At 68.2% G+C, this 18,136-nt stretch carries 18 protein-coding genes and 1 tRNA gene; 14 read left to right on the top strand and 5 right to left on the bottom strand.

Going from position 1 to position 18,136, the window contains the following annotated elements:
• Positions 1 to 32 precede the first annotated feature (32 nt).
• Positions 33 to 2,024, top strand: a complete 1,992-nt coding sequence (gene ligA / locus ABD231_RS21395; protein ID WP_344154629.1) for an NAD-dependent DNA ligase LigA — start codon at positions 33 to 35, stop codon at positions 2,022 to 2,024.
• Here the strand turns inward: ligA and ABD231_RS21400 are convergent.
• From ABD231_RS21400 to ABD231_RS21410, 3 genes are read right to left on the bottom strand one after another with little or no spacing between them, the layout of a single operon-like run.
• On the bottom strand, positions 2,021 to 2,665 hold the full coding sequence (locus tag ABD231_RS21400) for a hypothetical protein (protein ID WP_344154632.1): 645 nt from the start codon (positions 2,663 to 2,665) through the stop codon (positions 2,021 to 2,023). The two genes, ligA and ABD231_RS21400, sit on opposite strands and share 4 nt — an antisense overlap.
• A 36-nt stretch (positions 2,666 to 2,701) precedes the next feature.
• Positions 2,702 to 3,463: an aldo/keto reductase gene (locus ABD231_RS21405; RefSeq protein ID WP_344154635.1), complete on the bottom strand. Its 762-nt coding sequence runs from the start codon at positions 3,461 to 3,463 to the stop codon at positions 2,702 to 2,704.
• Positions 3,460 to 4,173, bottom strand: a complete 714-nt coding sequence (locus ABD231_RS21410) for a dienelactone hydrolase family protein (RefSeq protein ID WP_344154639.1) — start codon at positions 4,171 to 4,173, stop codon at positions 3,460 to 3,462. The genes ABD231_RS21405 and ABD231_RS21410 overlap by 4 nt, the downstream gene beginning before the upstream one ends.
• Before the next feature lie 66 nt (positions 4,174 to 4,239).
• On the opposite strand from ABD231_RS21410, the gene ABD231_RS21415 reads away from it, so the two are divergent.
• Entirely contained in the window at positions 4,240 to 4,788 is a 549-nt protein-coding gene (locus tag ABD231_RS21415; RefSeq protein ID WP_344154641.1) for a TetR/AcrR family transcriptional regulator, read from the top strand.
• A 271-nt stretch (positions 4,789 to 5,059) separates the two neighbouring features.
• Here ABD231_RS21415 and ABD231_RS21420 read toward each other — a convergent pair.
• Positions 5,060 to 5,131 (bottom strand) — tRNA-Arg (locus tag ABD231_RS21420).
• Between the two features lie 79 nt (positions 5,132 to 5,210).
• Here ABD231_RS21420 and ABD231_RS21425 point away from each other — a divergent pair.
• From ABD231_RS21425 to prmC, 12 genes are all read left to right on the top strand, one after another.
• Positions 5,211 to 6,044, top strand: a complete 834-nt coding sequence (locus ABD231_RS21425) for a hypothetical protein (RefSeq protein ID WP_344154644.1) — start codon at positions 5,211 to 5,213, stop codon at positions 6,042 to 6,044.
• A gap of 119 nt (positions 6,045 to 6,163) precedes the next feature.
• Positions 6,164 to 6,352, top strand: a complete 189-nt coding sequence (locus tag ABD231_RS21430) for a PspC domain-containing protein (protein ID WP_344154646.1) — start codon at positions 6,164 to 6,166, stop codon at positions 6,350 to 6,352.
• A gap of 11 nt (positions 6,353 to 6,363) precedes the next feature.
• The gene (locus ABD231_RS21435; protein ID WP_344154653.1) at positions 6,364 to 6,876 is read left to right on the top strand and encodes a hypothetical protein; all 513 of its coding nucleotides are present in this window, start codon (positions 6,364 to 6,366) and stop codon (positions 6,874 to 6,876) included.
• Between the two features lie 62 nt (positions 6,877 to 6,938).
• A complete protein-coding gene (argS, locus tag ABD231_RS21440; RefSeq protein WP_344154656.1) occupies positions 6,939 to 8,597 on the top strand; it encodes an arginine--tRNA ligase in 1,659 nt (552 codons plus the stop codon).
• On the top strand, positions 8,594 to 10,000 hold the full coding sequence (lysA, locus tag ABD231_RS21445; RefSeq protein ID WP_344154659.1) for a diaminopimelate decarboxylase: 1,407 nt from the start codon (positions 8,594 to 8,596) through the stop codon (positions 9,998 to 10,000). The genes argS and lysA overlap by 4 nt, the downstream gene beginning before the upstream one ends.
• Positions 9,997 to 11,289, top strand: coding sequence for a homoserine dehydrogenase (locus ABD231_RS21450; protein ID WP_344154662.1), 1,293 nt, complete (start codon positions 9,997 to 9,999; stop codon positions 11,287 to 11,289). The genes lysA and ABD231_RS21450 overlap by 4 nt, the downstream gene beginning before the upstream one ends.
• Before the next feature lie 4 nt (positions 11,290 to 11,293).
• A complete protein-coding gene (thrC, locus tag ABD231_RS21455; protein WP_344154665.1) occupies positions 11,294 to 12,358 on the top strand; it encodes a threonine synthase in 1,065 nt (354 codons plus the stop codon).
• A 1-nt stretch (position 12,359) separates the two neighbouring features.
• Positions 12,360 to 13,277: a homoserine kinase gene (gene thrB, locus ABD231_RS21460; RefSeq protein WP_344154668.1), complete on the top strand. Its 918-nt coding sequence runs from the start codon at positions 12,360 to 12,362 to the stop codon at positions 13,275 to 13,277.
• A gap of 322 nt (positions 13,278 to 13,599) precedes the next feature.
• The gene (gene rho / locus ABD231_RS21465; protein WP_344154671.1) at positions 13,600 to 15,690 is read left to right on the top strand and encodes a transcription termination factor Rho; all 2,091 of its coding nucleotides are present in this window, start codon (positions 13,600 to 13,602) and stop codon (positions 15,688 to 15,690) included.
• Between the two features lie 112 nt (positions 15,691 to 15,802).
• Entirely contained in the window at positions 15,803 to 16,009 is a 207-nt protein-coding gene (gene rpmE / locus ABD231_RS21470; protein WP_344154674.1) for a 50S ribosomal protein L31, read from the top strand.
• A gap of 89 nt (positions 16,010 to 16,098) precedes the next feature.
• Positions 16,099 to 17,175 (top strand): peptide chain release factor 1, encoded by a 1,077-nt coding sequence (prfA, locus tag ABD231_RS21475; RefSeq protein WP_344154677.1) that lies wholly within the window; start codon positions 16,099 to 16,101, stop codon positions 17,173 to 17,175.
• Positions 17,172 to 17,993 (top strand): peptide chain release factor N(5)-glutamine methyltransferase, encoded by an 822-nt coding sequence (gene prmC / locus ABD231_RS21480; protein ID WP_344154680.1) that lies wholly within the window; start codon positions 17,172 to 17,174, stop codon positions 17,991 to 17,993. The genes prfA and prmC overlap by 4 nt, the downstream gene beginning before the upstream one ends.
• On the opposite strand, the gene ABD231_RS21485 is transcribed toward prmC, so the two are convergent.
• Positions 17,990 to 18,118, bottom strand: a complete 129-nt coding sequence (locus ABD231_RS21485) for a hypothetical protein (RefSeq protein ID WP_344154683.1) — start codon at positions 18,116 to 18,118, stop codon at positions 17,990 to 17,992. The genes prmC and ABD231_RS21485 overlap by 4 nt on opposite strands.
• Positions 18,119 to 18,136 lie beyond the last annotated feature (18 nt).

Consider the following 18,136-nt stretch of genomic DNA (forward strand, 5'->3'; position numbering starts at 1 on the left):
ATTGTCCCCGGCGACCGGTAACGTCCGGTGGTGTGAACGTCGATGAACGCATTCAGGAGTTGGCCGGCCGGATCGTCGAGCTGCGCGACGCGTACTACCAGGGAGCCCCGGTGGTCGCGGACGCGGAGTACGACGCGATCGAGGACGAGCTGCGCACCCTGATCGCCGCGAACCCGGAGCTGACGCCGGAGCCGAACCCGCTGGACCAGGTGGGCGCACCGGCCGTGCTGCACGCACCGATCCGGCACTCGCGCCCGATGCTGTCACTGGAGAAGGCGACGAAGCCGGAGCAGGTCGAGGCGTTCTTCAGCCGGTTCCCGGGACAGCCCGTCGTGGTGATGCCGAAGCTCGACGGACTGTCGCTGGCGCTCGTCTACGAGGACGGCCGGTTCGCCCGGGCGATCACCCGGGGCGACGGGACCACCGGTGACGACGTGACGCCGCTGGTGCGGGCCCTGGCCGACGGCGTACCGCACAAGCTGGACGCACCGGGCCGGGTGGAGGTGCGTGGTGAGGCGGTGATGCTGCGGTCCACCTTCGCGGCGTACAACGCAGCGCACCCGGACAAGCCGCTGATCAACCCGCGCAACGCGGCCGCCGGCACGCTGCGGGCGAAGGACCCGGCCACGGTGTCCGAGCGGCGGCTCCAGTTCCTCGCGTTCGACTTGCAGACCGATCCGGACAGCACCGACGCCGATCTGGAGCGTGCGCTGAAGACACTTGGCTTCACCGCCGCCGACATGCGGCACTGCGCGGACGCCGCGGCGGCGCAGGAGGTGATCACCGGGATCGAGCAGCAGCGCAACGAGCTCGACTACGACCTGGACGGCGCCGTACTGCGCCTTGCCGATCGCGACGCGTACGCCGCGGCCGGGACCCGGTCGAGCTCACCGCGTGGCGCACTGGCCTTCAAATTCGCGGCCGAGGAGAAGACCACCACTCTGCTGGAGGTCCGCTGGGACGTCGGCAAGACCGGCAAGATCGCCCCGGTCGCCTGGCTCGAACCAGTCTTCGTCGGCGGCACGACAGTCACCCGTGCCACGCTCGCCAACCAAGAGGTGATCAAGGCCCGAGGCATCAAGATCGGTGACACCGTCCTGGTACGACGAGCCGGCGACGTGATCCCGTTCGTAGCCGGCGTGCTCGACGCATCCCGCCGTACCGGCACTGAGCAGGACATCGTCCCTCCGACCAATTGCCCGTCCTGCGACGAGCCCCTGACCGAGCAGGGCAACAGCCGAGAACTCTTCTGCACCAACGCCTCCTGCCCCGCCCAAACCGTCCGCCGCCTCATCCACTGGGCATCCCGCGCCGGCGCCGACATCGACGCCATCGGCGGCGTGTGGATCGAACGCCTGGCCGAGTCCGGCGACCTCGAAAACCCCTCCGACTTCTACGCCCTGACCAAGGACCGCCTCCTGGAGTTCGACCGCGTCGGCGAAGTCTCCGCCACCCGCATGATCGACTCCATCGAAACCAGCAAACAAGTAGGCCTCCGCCGAGCCCTCATCGGCCTAGCCATCCCCATGGCCTCCGAAGGAACCGCAGCAAGACTCTGCCGAGCCGGCTTCCCCTCCATCGAAGCCATCATCGAAGCAGGCGAAGAAGGCCTAGTCGCGGTCGACGACATCGGCGCGAAGGTCGCAGCCTCCCTCATAGAACACCTAAACCGCCTCCAGCCAGAGCTGGAGCGCCTACGAGCCGCCGGCGTCTCCCTGGACGTCCGCGAAGAGGACCTCCCACCGGTAGTAGCAGCAGGAGCCCCCCTAGCCGGCAAAACCGTAGTAGTCACCGGCTCCATCTCCGACCCCCGCACCGGCGAAAAGGTCGCAAGACCAGCCTTCCAACGCCTCTGCGAGAAAGCCGGAGCCACCATCGCCTCCTCAGTCTCCGCCAGCACCGACTACCTCATCACCGGCGCCGACGTAGGAGCCGCCAAAATCACCAAGGCAGAAAAACTAGAGGTAGAGGTAGTAGACCAGTCCGAAATCTGGAAACAACTCCTCGAAGCAGGAGTCGCTTAGCCTGGTACCGTCGCCATGACAAAGGGCTGCAGCTCGCGCTGCAGTTCCTTGTCATCAGGATCGGCCGTCACCTCGGTACCAGTCGCCCCCGCATACACGCTCCGGAAATCCGCGCAGTCGCCACGCACCGCCTTGAGCGTGAAGCTCCCCAGCGGCGTCCCGGTCCGCGCCTCATACACGCGATAGTCGTACTTCGCGCTCTGCTGCGACACCGTGTACTCCGCGCCGCCCTGAAGCGGTTTGTACTTGCAGGTCTGAAGGATCCCCTCCTCACCGACCGCGTACTGATAACCACACGCCACCAGCTCCAGCTGATCGAGCTGGTACTCGGCAGGGGCCCCGGTCTGCGCAGGTACCCATTCCTTCGGCAACCGCAGTGTCAGGTCACCCGCGCCGGCCACCACGACCCGATGCGGCCCAGCCCCTCGATAGGGCGCCGAATCTTCGGCCATCTGCGACTTCCGTAGTATGTCGGTGTCCCCACGATCGCGGGGACACAACGAGTAGGTCCGCCGGTCCTTCGACAGGTCCTCCGTCACCCGCTTCACCAGGTGCGGCACCAGCACAGCGCCGGCCGGAATCACGATCATCACTGCCAGCGCAACCGGCAGCACCCACCGACCAGCAGACCCCGATGCCATGCAGCCCAGCAAACCACACCGGCTCGGGATCCCTTCCTAAGCTCTGGAAGCGAGGTTCTCCTCGAGATGCTTGACGCTGCTGGTACCTGGGATCAGTACCGTGACGGGTGAGCGGTGGAGGAGCCAGGCGAGCTGTGCCTGGGCAGAGGTCTGTCCCGGTACGGCGGGAGGTGTACCGCTCGCGCCGTACCCAAGCGGCCCGTACGGCAGGTACGGAATGCCGTGCTCGGTGCAGAACGCCAGCGTTGGTGCGTCGGCCTGATTGCCGTAGCTGAACAGGTTCGACACGCTGGCGACGGTGCCGTGCGCATGCGCACGGCGTACCTGATCGAGGGTGACGTTCGAGAGTCCGACGTGCTCGATCCGGCCTTCCGCCTGCATCTCGAGCATGGTGTCGAATGCCTGGTCGAAGGTCACCCCGTCGTACGAGTCATCCGCGTTTGGCCACCGCAGGTGGGTGAGCGGCACGGTGTCCAGGCCGAGCACGATCCGGTCGCGGTCGTTGCCTGCCCGGAGCTGGTGCGGGCTGTAGTCCGGCTGCGGCCACAGACCGTCGTGCTCGACCCGCGCACCCGCCTTGGTCGCCAGCACGAGATCGGCTGGATAGGGCCGCAGGGCGTCGGCGATGAAGCGGTTGACGACGTCGTTGCCGTAGAACCACGCGGTGTCGATCACCCGAACGCCGAGCTCGACCGCCCTGCGCAGTACCGCCACGGCCACCTCGGGCTCGGTCCCGCTGCGCAACTGCATAGCCCCGAAGCCCTTGCGGGACACGGTTCGCCCGGCGATGGTGATCATTTGAGGTGCTCCCCGAAGAACCCGCTGATCCGCTCACGAGCGTGCTGGGCGACATCCTCGTCGTACCCCTCACCAACCAGCCGGCCCATCACCCTGATGACCAGTGGGACCTCGGCCGAGTCGTGCTGATTCAAGAACCCGTGCCCCGCCTGCGGATACTCCTGTACGTCGTGGGCAACGCCGTTCCTGCTCAAGGCCGAGTCGAGCCGTGCAGCGGCGCCTCGGAGCGAGCGGTCCTTGGCCCCGAAGCTACCGACGACCGGACAGGCTCCGTTTAAGATGGCGTCCGCATCCTTCGGCACCGTCCCGTAGTTCACGCTCGACGCATCGAACCCGTGCCCATTGGCCAGCAACAACGCGAATCCGCCACCCAGGCAGAATCCGATCACCCCGATCTGCTCGGTGCAGTCGTCGCGCCCGGCAAGCCACTGCCGTGCAGCCTCGACATCGTCGAACGACCGCCCCCGCCGATCCCGCACGTCCCGAAAGATCGACCGCACACACGTCAACCGCCGACCCCAGTGCATGAGGTTCGGCGCCAGCGCGAGAAACCCCTCACCGGCCAGCCAGTCGGCCTGCTCCCGCGCATCGGCAGTCCACCCGAGTATGTCGTGAATCACCACCACCCCCGGCCAAGGCCCGGCCCCAGCAGGCACCGCCAGATACGCCGGCATCTCGCCGCGCCCCGTAGAAAGCACCACGTCAGTCACCGCGGCTCCAATCTGTCAGTCACTGACGCTACCACGTAAAGTCAGTGACTGACGTAAACTGTCCTGGTGCCCCGCAATGCAGAACCAGTCCGCCGCCGCCTCCAAGAGACAGCCCTGGCCCTGTTCACCCAGCACGGCTACGAAGCAGTCACCGCCGCCGAAATAGCAGCAGCCGCCGGCGTCACCGAACGAACCTTCTTCCGCCACTTCCCCGACAAACGCGAGGTCCTCTTCGGCGGCGAGCAGGAGCTGGCACCAGCACTGCGCCAGGCGATCGCCGAGGCCGCAGGCACCAAGCCCCTCAAGATCCTGACAGCAGCCTTCCGAGCCCTAGAGCCACATCTGCTGAGAAACCGCCCGTTCGCGCTCCCCCGAGCTCACGTGATCGAAGCAAACCCAGCCCTCCGCGAACGAGAGCTCACAAAACGCGCCGCCCTCCAAACAGCAGCCACCGAAGCCCTGATCACCCGCGGAACACCACCCAGGCAAGCCGCCCTAGCCGCCCAAGTAGGCATGGCCCTCTTCACTCAAGCAATCCAAGACTGGATGCAAGACCCCGCAGCAGACTTCAACCACCAACTAACCAAAGCCCAATCAGACCTGAAAACCCTCTAACCAACGCCACCCCACCAAGTGGCAACCGGCGAACAAGGGGGCAAGGGGCGAAGCCCCAAACCACAAGCAGCCCCAGCCAGCCACCACTCCCCAGGCACCACTCCCCAGCCACAACACCCGGCACCAACCAGCCGACCCCAGCCCCGCGCAGCAGGGGGTCCGGGGGGCGCAGCCCTCCCGGGGCGGGGGCTGGGGGCTCCGCCCCCAGAAAACACGGCGGGCGATCCAGGTCAACGCACTCCGTTGACATGAACCGCCCAGATCGATCGCGCGCCCCCGGCAGGATTCGAACCTGCGCACCCGCCTCCGGAGGGCGGTGCTCTATCCCCTGAGCTACGGGGGCTCAGGAACGAGGTGAACATTAGCAGCATGTTCCTGCCATCTCCGAATTGGGGCTCGCGGTGTGGGGTAGAACTCCGGGCATGCGCAAACTGGGGATCGCTCTGGTGGTCATGCTTGTCGCCGTGATGTGGCCGGCACAGGCTCATGCAGTGGATGGCTGGCGGTTGGTGGGGTCGGACAACGCCCGGCCGCTCGACGAAGGTCAGGGGCTTGCCACGGTGACTCGTGGCAGCACGACGCAGTACCGGTACACGGGGAGTGCGACCATCCCGTTCGACCTGTTGGTGGCCGGGTGGAATCACGTGGGTGATCCGGGGGCCGCACAGGGCTGGTACGTCGAGCCGTACCAGCGGGACGACCGGGGCGGGAAGCTGTTCCGGGTGCAGTCGCCGACGGGTGCGTGGTCGAACTACAAGCACGCACTGGAGTCGTGGGAGGCGACGAACAACAGCTGGTCGGCGGTGTCGCCGGACACGCAGTGGATGGTGAACGGGGAGTGGGGCACGATGGACCGCCTGCTCGTCTTCCCGATGCCGGGTGTGCGGGCGACGAACCCCGGGCAGAACCTGCCGCTCGCTTCGAGGGTCAACCTGGATCGCCCGGTGCGCGACGTACAGGGCTGTGACTTCGTGACGGCGACTCGGCTGCTGTGTGCGTCCGACGATCCGGCCGGGACACTGTTCGGTACGACGAAGCCGCTGCTGCAGGTCGATCTGTCCGGACCGGTCGGTTCGGCCGATGTGACGGGGCAGGTGAAGTCGCTCGGTCAGTTGCCGCTCAAGAGTGGTTGCACCGGGAGCTTCGAGGTGGAGGGGATCGACTACTTCGAGCAGGACGGGACGCTGCGGGTGATCGTGCTGTCGCCGAGCATCTGCATCACCACCGACAGCAAGACGTACCGCTTCCAGCAATAGCAATTAGTCGTAGGGGCTCTCCCTGAAGGGACCCTGGAAGACCGGTGCGGCGGGATCGGACCGGGGCCGGCTGCCGTCATAGTGGATGTAAGTCCAACCACGAAAGGACGTCGGTTCTGATGGCTAGCTCTCTGGTTCGCCCGTCGCACGGTCGCTGGATCGGCGGTGTCTGCGCCGGACTGGCCCGTAGGTTCGGCACCACCCCGAACACGATGCGGCTGATCTTCCTGGTCAGCTGTCTGATCCCCGGGCCGCAGTTCCTGATCTACATCGCACTCTGGATCATGATGCCGGCCGAGAAGTACTAATCTGGCTCCTTATGAGAGCAGGTGTGAAGGCGACCGCTCTGCTCCTGCTGAGCATTGCTGCGGCCGGCTGCGGGGTGAGCCCCGCCAAGCCGGCCGCGGCCGACCTCCGCACCACGGCCCCGCCCTGGGACGCCCCCCGCGACGCCGTCTCCTATATCGACAAGGCGGGCTTCGAGCGACTCCCGCTCGACTTCTCCGGCCCAGCGCCGTACACACTGCGCCTGAAAATCACCGTCGACGGCAACCCCGTGCAGGTCCCCGCCGGGATCGGTGTCGACCGCGTCCGCGCCGAACAGGCCGCCGTACACACGCACACCACCGACGGCCTCATCTACGTAGAGGCCAAAACCACCGAAGAGAAGCCCACGCTGGCCCAGTTCTTCACCCTCTGGGGCCTCAAGTACGACGCAAAATGCCTCGCCGACGCCTGCCGCAACCTGAAGATCACCGTCGACGGCCAGCCGGCACCGTGGGACGTCCCGTTCACGGGTGGCGCGAAGATCACAGTGAGTGCTGATCGCTAACCCGGTACCGGGGCTTGGATGGTGATTCCAGGCATTGGATGGTTCGCCATTAGGCTGGGGCGGTGACTCCGGAACAGCTCGCTGAGAAGATCCTGCAGGCCCTGGCCGCGCTCGCTGCCGACGGCACCATCGCCGTCGAGGGCGGGCTGCCCGGCGAGCTGAAGGTCGAGCGACCCAAGAACCCCGAGCACGGGGACTATGCGACGAACGTGGCGATGCAGCTGGGCAAGCGCGCGGGGATGAACCCGCGGGCGTTCGCGGAGCTGCTGGCGGCGAAGCTGCAGGACGACGAGGCGATCACCGAGGTGTCGATCGCGGGCCCGGGCTTCCTGAACCTGCGGGTGGCGGCCGATGCCCAGGGCAAGATCGCCCAGTCGATCGTGGACGCCGGGCCGGCGTACGGGTCGACCGACGCACTGCATGGGCTCGCGGTGAACCTCGAGTTCATCTCGGCGAACCCGACCGGGCCGCTGCACCTGGGGCACACCCGGTGGGCGGCGGTCGGCGACGCGCTGGCGCGGGTGCTGACCGCGGCCGGGGCGAAGGTGACGCGGGAGTTCTACATCAACGACCGCGGCAACCAGATGGACAAGTTCGGTGAGAGCCTGAAGGCGGCGGCGCACGGCCAGCCGATCCCCGAGGACGGCTACCACGGTGAGTACATCGGCGAGCTGGCCCAGCGGATCGTGGCCGAGGTGCCCGGGATCCTGGAGCTGCCGGTCGACGAGCAGTCCGTCGCGTTCCGGGAGGCCGGTTACGAGCGGCAGCTCAAGGAACAGCAGGACCAGCTGGAGCACTTCCGGACCAAGTTCGACGTGTGGATGTCGGAGCGCAGCCTGCACGAGCAGGACGGTGTCGGCCACGCGATCGAGAAGCTCCGCGAGCAGGGCCACCTGTACGACGCGGACGACGCACTGTGGATGCGGACGACGGACTTCACCGACGACAAGGACCGGGTGCTGATCCGGACCAACGGTGAGCCGACGTACTTCGCCTCCGACGCCGCGTACTACGTGAACAAGCGGGAGCGCGGTTTCGAGGTCTGCATGTACCTGCTCGGTGCGGACCACCATGGCTACGTGAACCGGCTGAAGGCGATCGCGGCCTGCGCCGGGGACGACCCCGAGCACAACATCGAGATCCTGATCGGCCAGCTGGTGAAGATCCTCAAGGGCGGCGAGGAGATGCGGCTGTCCAAGCGGGCCGGCACCATCGTCACGCTGGCCGAGCTGGTCGAGGAGGGCGGCGTCGACCCGCTGCGCTACACGCTCTGCCGCTACCCGGTCGACTCGCCGCTGACGCTGGACATCGAGGAGATGACCAAGCAGGTCAGCGAGAACCCGGTCTACTACGTGCAGTACGCGCACGCCCGGCTGGCCTCGATCCTGCGGAACGCCGACGAGCTCGGCATCAAGCTGGACGAGTTCGAGCCCGGTCTGCTCAGCCATGAGCGCGAGGGCGACCTGCTCCGCGCGCTGGCCGAGTTCCCGCGGATCGTCGCGACCTCGGCCGAGCTGCGCGAGCCGCACCGGGTCGCGCGGTACCTCGAGGACACCGCCTCGGCGTTCCACAAGTTCTACGACAGCTGCCGGGTGCTGCCCCGTGGCGACGAGGAGGTGGAGCCGGTGCACAAGGCTCGCCTGACCCTGGTGTCCGCGACGCGGACCGTGCTCGCCAACGGGCTCGACCTGCTCGGTGTCTCCGCTCCGGAGCGGATGTGAGGGCCCACGAGGCGGGCGCGCTGCACGCCCAGGCCGGCCACCGCGCGCCGCCTTGGCTGAGCGCCCCGCGTGATGTCAACGACCTGGTCCCGCAGCTCTGGTCCGGTACGGCGAAGAAGACCGCCGAGGGCTCGCTGGTCGTCGGCGGTGTCGACGTCCGCGACCTGGTCGCCGAGCACGGCAGTCCGGCGTACGTGCTGGATGAGGACGACTTCCGGAGCCGCGCCCGCGCGTTCAAGAACGCGTTCAAGGACTTCGACGTCTACTACGCGGGCAAGGCCTTCCTCAGTACGACGGTCGTCCGCTGGGTGATGGAAGAGGGCCTGAACCTCGATGTCTGCAGCGGCGGTGAGCTGGCGGTCGCGCTGCGAGCTGGTGCCGATCCGAAGCGGTTGGGGTTCCACGGCAACAACAAGTCCGAGGCCGAGCTGGCCCGCGCGTTGGACGCCGGGGTCGGCCGGATCATCGCCGATTCGCTGTACGAGATCGACCGCCTGATCGAGCTGTCGCGCGAGCGTGGCATCACCGCGCCGGTCATGGTCCGGGTCACCGCGGGCGTCGAGGCGCACACCCACGAGTACATCGCGACGGCGCACGAGGACCAGAAGTTCGGCTTCTCGATCACCTCCGGCGCAGCCTTCGAAGCCGTTGCCCGGGTCAACGAAGCACCCGAGCTGGAACTGCTCGGCCTGCACTCGCACATCGGTTCGCAGATCTTCGACTCGTCCGGGTTCGAGGTGGCCGCGAAGCGCGTGATCGCCTTGCACGCAAGGGTTTCCGAGGAGCTCGGCGTCGACATGCCGGACCTCGACCTCGGCGGTGGTTTCGGGATCGCGTACACCACCCAGGACGACCCGTCCGACCCCGCGCAGCTCGCCACCGAAATGGGCAAGATCGTCGAGCACGAGTGCCGTGCCTTCGAGGTCGACGTCCCCAAGGTCTCGATCGAGCCCGGCCGCGCGATCGTCGGACCGGCGATGTGCACGGTCTACTCGGTCGGCACGGTCAAGGAGGTCGCGCTCGACAACGGCGCGGCCCGCACCTACGTCTCGGTCGACGGCGGGATGAGCGACAACATTCGCGCCGCGCTGTACGACGCGGACTACTCCTGCACGCTCGCGAACCGGTACTCCGACGCCCCGCCGACGCTGGCCCGGGTCGTCGGCAAGCACTGCGAGTCCGGTGACATCGTCGTGAAGGACGAGTTCCTGCCGGGCGACGTCGGCCCGGGCGACCTGGTCGCCGTACCGGGAACCGGCGCGTACTGCCGGTCGATGGCGAGCAACTACAACCACGTACCGCGGCCACCGGTGATCGCGGTCAAGGACGGTCAGACGAGAGTCGTCGTACGCCGGGAGACCGAGGACGACCTGTTGCTGCTGGACATGGGAGTCGAAGGATGACGGAGAAACCACTGAAGGTGGGCCTGCTCGGTTGTGGTGTGGTCGGCACCGAGGTGGTGCGGATCCTGACCGAGCAGGCGGATCATCTGGCGGCCCGCGTCGGCACCCGGCTGGAGATCGCCGGCATCGCGGTACGGCGGGCCGGCCGCGAGCGCGATATCGCGGTCGACCCGGCGCTGATCACGACTGACGCCCAGGCGCTGGTCTCGAGCGGCGAACTGGACCTGGTGATCGAGGTGATCGGCGGCCTCGAACCCGCCCGCAGCCTCATCCTGAGCGCACTCGAGCACGGCGCCTCCGTCGTCACGGCGAACAAGGCGTTGCTGGCCGAGGACGGCCCGACGCTCTTCGCGGCCGCCGAGAAGTACCAGCGCGACCTGTACTTCGAGGCCGCCGTCGCCGGTGCGATCCCGATCCTGCGGCCGCTGCGCGAGTCGCTGGCCGGTGACGACGTGACCCGGGTGATGGGCATCGTCAACGGCACCACGAACTTCATCCTGGACAAGATGGAGTCGACCGGCGCCGGCTTCGACGAGGCGCTCGAAGAGGCACAAGCCCTCGGGTACGCCGAGGCTGACCCGACCGCGGATATCGAGGGCTTCGACGCGGCTGCCAAGGCGGCACTGCTGGCCAGCCTGGCCTTCCACACCAGGGTTTCGATCGCCGACGTACACCGCGAGGGCATCACCGAGGTGACCGCGACCGATATCGCCTCGGCCCGCGAGATGGGCTGCGTGGTGAAGTCGCTGGCGATCTGCGAGCTGGACGAGCTGACCGACTCGGTCAGCGCCCGGGTCTACCCGGCGATGATTCCGCTCACCCACCCGTTGGCCAGTGTTCGCGATGCGTACAACGCCGTTTTCGTGGAATCCAAAGCGGCCGGCGAGCTGATGTTCTATGGTCGTGGTGCCGGCGGCGCCCCGACGGCCAGTGCTGTCCTCGGGGATCTCGTGTCCGCCGCGCGCAACCGGCTCAAGGGTGTGCCGGGGGTCGGCGAGTCGTCGTACACCCAGCGGGCCGTGCGCCCGGTGGGCGAAGCGGTGACCCGCTACCACGTGTCCCTGGACGTGGCCGACAAGGCCGGTGTCCTCGCGGCAGTGGCCCAGGCCTTCGCGGAGCACGACGTGTCGATCCAGACCGTCCGCCAAGAGGGCCGGGGCAGCGACGCCGAACTGGTCGTCGTCACGCACCGCGCGACCGACGCCGCGTTGTCCGCGACCGTGGAGGCCCTGCGCGACATGGACATCGTTCGTGAAGTCAGCAGTGTGATGCGGGTAGAAGGCGAGTAGAACAATGGCCCACCAGTGGCGTGGCGTGATCGAGGAATACCGCGACCGTTTGCCGGTCTCGACGGACACTCCGGTGGTCACGCTCGGCGAGGGCGGTACGCCGCTGGTGGCCGCGCAGTGGCTGAGCGAGCGGACGAACTGCGAGGTCTGGCTCAAGGTCGAGGGGAACAACCCGACCGGCTCGTTCAAGGACCGCGGGATGACGATGGCCATCTCGCTGGCCGCGCAGGCCGGCGACAAGGCGGTCGTCTGCGCCTCGACGGGCAACACCTCGGCGTCAGCCGCGGCGTACGCCGTCCGGGCTGGAATGCTGCCGCTGGTGCTGATCCCGGCCGGCCGGATCGCCAAGGGGAAGCTGGCCCAGGCTGTCGTCCACGGGGCGAAGCTGGTCTCGATCGACGGCAGCTTCGACGACTGCCTGCGGATCGTGCGTGAGCTCGGCAAGCACTACCCGGTCGCTCTGGTGAACTCGGTGAACCCGGTTCGCCTGGAGGGTCAGAAGACCGCGGCATTCGAGGTCTGTGACGCGCTCGGCGACGCTCCGGATCTGCACCTGCTGCCGGTGGGCAACGCGGGCAACATCGCGGCCTACTGGAAGGGTTACCAGGAGTACGCGAAGGACAAGCTGGCCACGAAGAAGCCGCAGATGTGGGGTTTCCAGGCCGAGGGCGCGGCGCCGATCGTGCGCGGCGCGATCGTCGAGAAGCCGGACACCGTGGCGACCGCGATCCGCGTCGGCAACCCGGCCTCCTGGACGCTCGCCGAAGCCGCTCGCGACGAGTCCGGCGGCCGGATCGAGATGCTCACCGACCACCAGATCCTCACTGCGCAAGGTGAACTCGCCGCCAACGAGGGCGTCTTCGTCGAGCCGGCGTCGGCGGCCGGAGTCGCCGGTCTCCTGCACGCGAAGGCCCAAGGCTGGCTGCCCGGCGGCTCAACCGTAGTGATCACCGTCACCGGCCACGGCCTGAAGGACATCGACACCGCCCTCGACCACGCCAAGGTGAACGAGACTCCAGTCACACCACCGGACACCGATGCGGTCGCCCGCGTCGCGGGACTCGTCTGACATGGGTGAAGGTGGCCGTCCCTGTGACCAGGTGCGGGTGCGGGTTCCTGCTACGAGTGCCAACCTCGGGCCGGGGTTCGACGCCTTTGGGCTCGCCCTCAGCTTGTACGACGAACTGGTCGTGACGCCGGGCGGATCCGGGGTGACGGTCCACGTGACCGGGGAAGGGGCGGACGACGTACCGCGGGACGAGTCGCACCTTGTGGTGCGGTCGATCCGGGCTGGTCTCGACGCGCTCGGAGTGCAGGTCCCCGGATTCACGTTGCGGTGTGAGAACCGGATTCCGCACGGGCGTGGGCTCGGGTCGTCGTCGGCCGCGATCGTCGGTGGACTGGCCGCGGCGTACGGGCTGGCTGGTGAGCCGGTGGATCGGGAGCGGTTGCTCCGGTTGGCGAACGAGATCGAAGGCCATCCGGACAACGTGGCTGCGGCCGTGTACGGCGGATTCACCGTTGCCTGGCTCGATGGGACTGTGTCTGATCAAGCAGGCGGTCGGGCAGTCCGGCTTGACCCTTCGGACGGTCTTGGCGCGGTCGCGTACGTTCCGGCGAACCGCGTGTTGACGAAAGAAGCGCGTGGGTTGCTGCCGAGCGCCGTACCGCATGGAGATGCAGCTGCGAATGCTGGCAAGGCCGCGTTGCTCGTCGTCGCGCTGACGCAGCGGCCGGATCTGCTGCTGACGGCGACCGAGGACCGGCTGCACCAGGAGTTCCGGGAGCCGGCGATGCCGGAGAGTCTGGCGCTCGTGCACAAGCTGCGGGGGAGTGGGCTGGCCGCGATCATCAGCGGGGCCGGGCCGACGGTCCTGGTAGTGGGCGGCCCTGAGCGGACCTGTCCGGTACCGCCGGACGGCTGGGAGCGGCACGACCTGCGCGTCGATCCAGTGGGCGTACAGGTCTGGTCGATGGAGGCCGGGTGAGGCAGGGAATAGCGAGGAACTGACACGCGTTGTACCCCTCGAGTCAGGCGGACGACCCTGCGGGGTGCTAGTCTCGACTCACCCGATCCCCTCCAGGCGATCGGCGAACTCTCGTCACGATCCGGGCTGTGCTCCCGGCACCCTGTGTTGTGTGGCGACCCCCTGTGAACGTGATCTTGCGCCGCCTGCGCCGGGGATGTCCGGGGGGACTCAGATCGAGCGAGAGCCTCTTGAACCCCACGTGCCAATTCGTTCGGTCGTGGGCGATGAAACGGTCGATGGTGCTGTCGCACCTCGACGATCCGTGTGGGAAGGACCTCACGTGACAGAAACTGTTGAAGCCTCCAGCTCCGACGCCGCGGCTGGTACCGCGACGCGTCGCCGCAAGGCTGGTGGCGGCCTCGAGGGCATGCTGCTCCCCGAGCTCAAGCAGCTCGCCGGGACGCTCGGCATCAAGGGCACCGGCGCACTGCGCAAGGGCCAGCTGATCGAGGCGATCAAGGCCGCCCAGACGGGCGGCTCTTCCAGGGCGAAGGCGACCCAGCCGACCCTGACTGAGTCGACCATCGAGGGGGCTGAGGCGCCCGCCGCGAAGCAGGCTCCGGCCAAGCGTGAGGGCGGCAGCCGCCGGACCCGCGCCGCCGCCGCGGCCACGGCCGAGGAGACTCCGGTGGCCGAGGCCCCGAAGACGGCCGAGCGCAAGGCGCCGGTCGAGACTCAGGCCGCCGCGCCCCGGGCCGTGGAGACTCCGGCCGCCGAGGCGCCCGCCGTACAGGCTGCGCAGAACGGGACGGCCGTCGAGGCCCGCGCCGAGCAGCCGGCCGACCGCGAGCAGAACCGGGAGGGCCGGGACCGCAACCGCGAGAACCAGGGCCGCAACCGGGACGCCCAGCGCGACAACCAGAACCGCGACTCCAACCGGGACAACCGGGGTGGCGACCGCGAGAACCAGGGCCGCGACCGGGACCGCAACAACCAGAACCGCGACGGCAACCGTGATGGGAACCGGGACCAGAACCGGGATTCCGGCCGCGACAACCGTCAGCAGGACCGGCAGCAGGAGCAGAGCGGCGAAGAGGGCGACAGCCGTCGTCGTCGCCGCCGGGGCCGCGACCGGGACCGCAACCGCGACGGCCAGCCGGCCACGTCCGGGCGTGACTCGGGCCGCGACACCGGTCGGGACTCGGGCCGGGATTCCGGCCGCAACCGCGGCCGCGGCGAGCGGTTCGACCCGGAGCCGACGATCAGCGAGGACGACGTGCTCGTCCCGGCCGCCGGCATCCTCGACGTACTGGACAACTACGCGTTCGTCCGGACCAGCGGCTACCTGCCCGGCCCGAACGACGTGTACGTCGCCCTCTCGATGGTCAAGCGGTACGGCCTCCGCAAGGGTGACGCGATCACCGGTGCGGTGAAGCAGCCGCAGGAGGGTGAGCGCAAGGAGAAGTTCAACCCGCTGGTCCGGATCGACACCGTGAACGGGTCGGACCCGGAGATCGCCAAGCAGCGCCAGGACTTCAACAAGCTGACCCCGCTGTACGCGACCGAGCGGCTCCGGCTGGAGACCGAGCCGGGTGTCCTGACCACCCGGATCGTCGACATCGTCAGCCCGATCGGCAAGGGCCAGCGCGGCCTGATCGTCTCGCCGCCGAAGGCCGGTAAGACGATGGTTCTGCAGGCGCTGGCGAACGCGATCACCACGAACAACCCCGAAGTGCACCTGATGGTGGTGCTGGTGGACGAGCGGCCCGAAGAGGTCACCGACATGCAGCGCACGGTCAAGGGTGAGGTCATCGCCTCCACCTTCGACCGTCCGGCCGACGACCACACCACGGTCGCCGAGCTGGCCATCGAGCGCGCCAAGCGGCTGGTCGAGCTCGGCCACGACGTGGTCGTGCTGCTCGACTCGATCACCCGGCTCGGCCGCGCGTACAACATCGCGGCCCCGGCCAGCGGCCGGATCCTGTCCGGCGGTGTCGACTCCTCGGCGCTCTACCCGCCGAAGCGGTTCTTCGGTGCGGCCCGCAACATCGAGGACGGTGGCTCGCTGACCATCCTCGCCACCGCGCTGATCGAGACCGGCTCGAAGATGGACGAGGTGATCTTCGAGGAGTTCAAGGGCACCGGCAACATGGAGCTCCGGCTGCGCCGCGAGTTCGCCGACCGCCGGATCTTCCCGGCCATCGACGTCGTCGCCTCCGGCACCCGCCGCGAGGAGCTGCTGATGTCGAAGGACGAGACCCAGGTCGTCTGGAAGCTGCGCCGGGTGCTGTCCGCCCTGGACGGCCAGGCCGCCCTGGAGCTGCTGATCGGCAAGCTCAAGGAGAGCAAGTCGAACATCGAGTTCCTGCTCCAGGTCAACAAGACCACCCCGTCGGCCGGTTCGACCCACAGCACCACCAACGGCGACTGATATTTGCCCCCGATTACCGGTTTGCCACGGCAAAGTGGCAAACTGGTACGTCGGTTCCGGTTCACGTTCACGCCGTGGACGACCCGGAGCACCTGATTCCTAGGAGATTGTCTTGAAGAGCGACATCCACCCGACCTACGTGGACACCAAGGTGACCTGTTCCTGCGGCGCGTCCTTCACGACGCGTTCCACCGCGGAGAGCGGCGCGATCCACTCCGACGTGTGCTCGCAGTGCCACCCGTTCTACACCGGCAAGCAGAAGATCCTCGACACCGGCGGCCGGGTCGCTCGCTTCGAGAAGCGCTACGCCAAGAAGTAGGCGTCCTACCGCGCGCCGGTCTGCCCTCACGGGGGTGGACCGGCGCGCGGTTTGTCTGTCCAGGAGTTCCCCGAGAGGAGGAGTGCGCAATGTTCGAGGCGGTTCAGACGCTCAAGGCGGAGTACGCCGAGCTGGAGCGGCAGATGTCCGACCCGGAGCTGCACTCCGACCAGGCGAACGCGCGGCGCGTCGGCAAGCGGTATGCCGGCCTGGCGCCCGTCGTACGGACGTATGACGAGTGGCTGCAGACGGCCGACGACATCGAGGCGGCGAAGGAGCTGGCGGCCGAGGACCCGGCGTTCGCCGACGAGGCTGTGAAGCTGACCCATCGGCGTGACGAGCTGGCCGAGAAGCTGCAGATGCTGCTGGTGCCGCGGGACCCGAGTGACGACAAGGACGCGATCCTCGAGATCAAGGCCGGTGAGGGTGGCGACGAGTCCGCGCTGTTCGCCGGGGACCTGCTGAAGATGTACCTGAAGTACGCCGAGTCGCAGAACTGGAAGACCGAGGTGATCGACTCGGCCGAGTCCGACCTGGGCGGGTACAAGTCGATCACGGTCGCGGTGAAGGCGAAAGGTACCCCGGAGCCGGGCGAGGCGCCGTACGCGAAGCTGAAGTTCGAAGGCGGCGTGCACCGGGTGCAGCGGGTGCCGGTGACCGAGTCGCAGGGCCGGATCCACACGTCCGCGGCCGGTGTCCTGGTGCTGCCGGAGGCCGAGGACGTCGATGTCGAGATCGACGTGAACGACCTGCGAATTGACGTCTTCCGCTCGTCGGGTCCCGGTGGGCAGAGCGTCAACACGACCGACTCCGCCGTCCGGATCACCCACCTGCCGACCGGCATCGTCGTCTCGATGCAGAACGAGAAGTCCCAGCTGCAGAACCGTGAGCAGGCCATGCGCGTGCTGCGGTCGCGGTTGCTGGCGGCGGCGCAGGAGGCGGCCGACCAGGAGGCGTCCGACGCCCGCCGGTCGCAGATCCGGACCGTCGACCGGTCCGAGCGGGTGCGCACGTACAACTTCCCGGAGAACCGGTTCTCCGACCACCGGGTCGGCTACAAGGCGCACAACCTCGACCAGGTGCTCGGTGGCGACCTCGCACCGGTCATCCAGGCGCTCACCGAGGCCGACCTGGCCGCACGTCTCGAGGCCGTCGACTCCCAGTGAAGGGTTTGATCGCAGCGGCCGCAGACCAGCTCCGGGCGGCCGGGGTCGCGTCACCTGAGTTCGATGCGGCCGAGCTGCTCGCGTTCGTTACCGGCTCTTCGCGGCTGAACCTGCGCGAGCCTTCCGACGCGGAGCGCCGTACCTATGCCGAGTTGATCGCGCGGCGCGCTGCCCGCGAGCCGCTACAGCACCTGACCGGTACGGCGGCCTTCCGGTACCGCGAGCTGGCCGTCGGACCGGGGGTGTTCGTACCGCGCCCGGAGACTGAGGTGATGGTCGGCTGGATCCTCGACCGGATCGCCGCCGTCGAGTCCCCGCTGGTGATCGACCTGTGCTCGGGTTCCGGTGCGATCGCTGGCGCGGTCGCGACTGAGCGCCCGGATGCCGTCGTGCATGCGGTCGAGCTGTCACCCGAGGCGTGCGTCTGGGCCCGCCGCAACCTGGCCGGCACCGGCGCTACCCTGCACGAGGGCGACATCGACGGTTGCCTGCCCGAGCTCAACGGTCTGGCCGACGCGGTCATCAGCAACCCGCCGTACATCCCGCTGACAGCCTGGGAGTCGGTCACCGCTGAGGTCCGCGACCACGACCCGGCGCTGGCGCTCTGGTCCGGCGACGACGGCCTGGACGAGGTCAAGGTCGTCGCGGTGACCGCAGCCCGCCTGCTCAAGCCAGGCGGCTGGTTCGCCTGCGAGCACGCCGATGTGCAGGGCGAGTCGGCTCCCGCCGTCTTCGCCGCCACCGGCCACTTCACCGAAGTCCGCGACCAGCTGGACTTGGCTGGCCGCAACAGATTCGCGACCGGCCGCAGGGTCTAGAGCTCGAACGCCACCACGGCGAGCACCAGCAGAACCCCCGCGAGTACCAGCTCAGCCCGCGCCCCCTTCACCATCCAGAACGCGCGAACCCGGTCGACGACGTCGTACCACCCCTGGGTCATCACGGTGTCTCCTGTAACCCG

Source organism: Kribbella yunnanensis, assembly GCF_039529655.1.
GTDB lineage: Bacteria > Actinomycetota > Actinomycetes > Propionibacteriales > Kribbellaceae > Kribbella > Kribbella yunnanensis.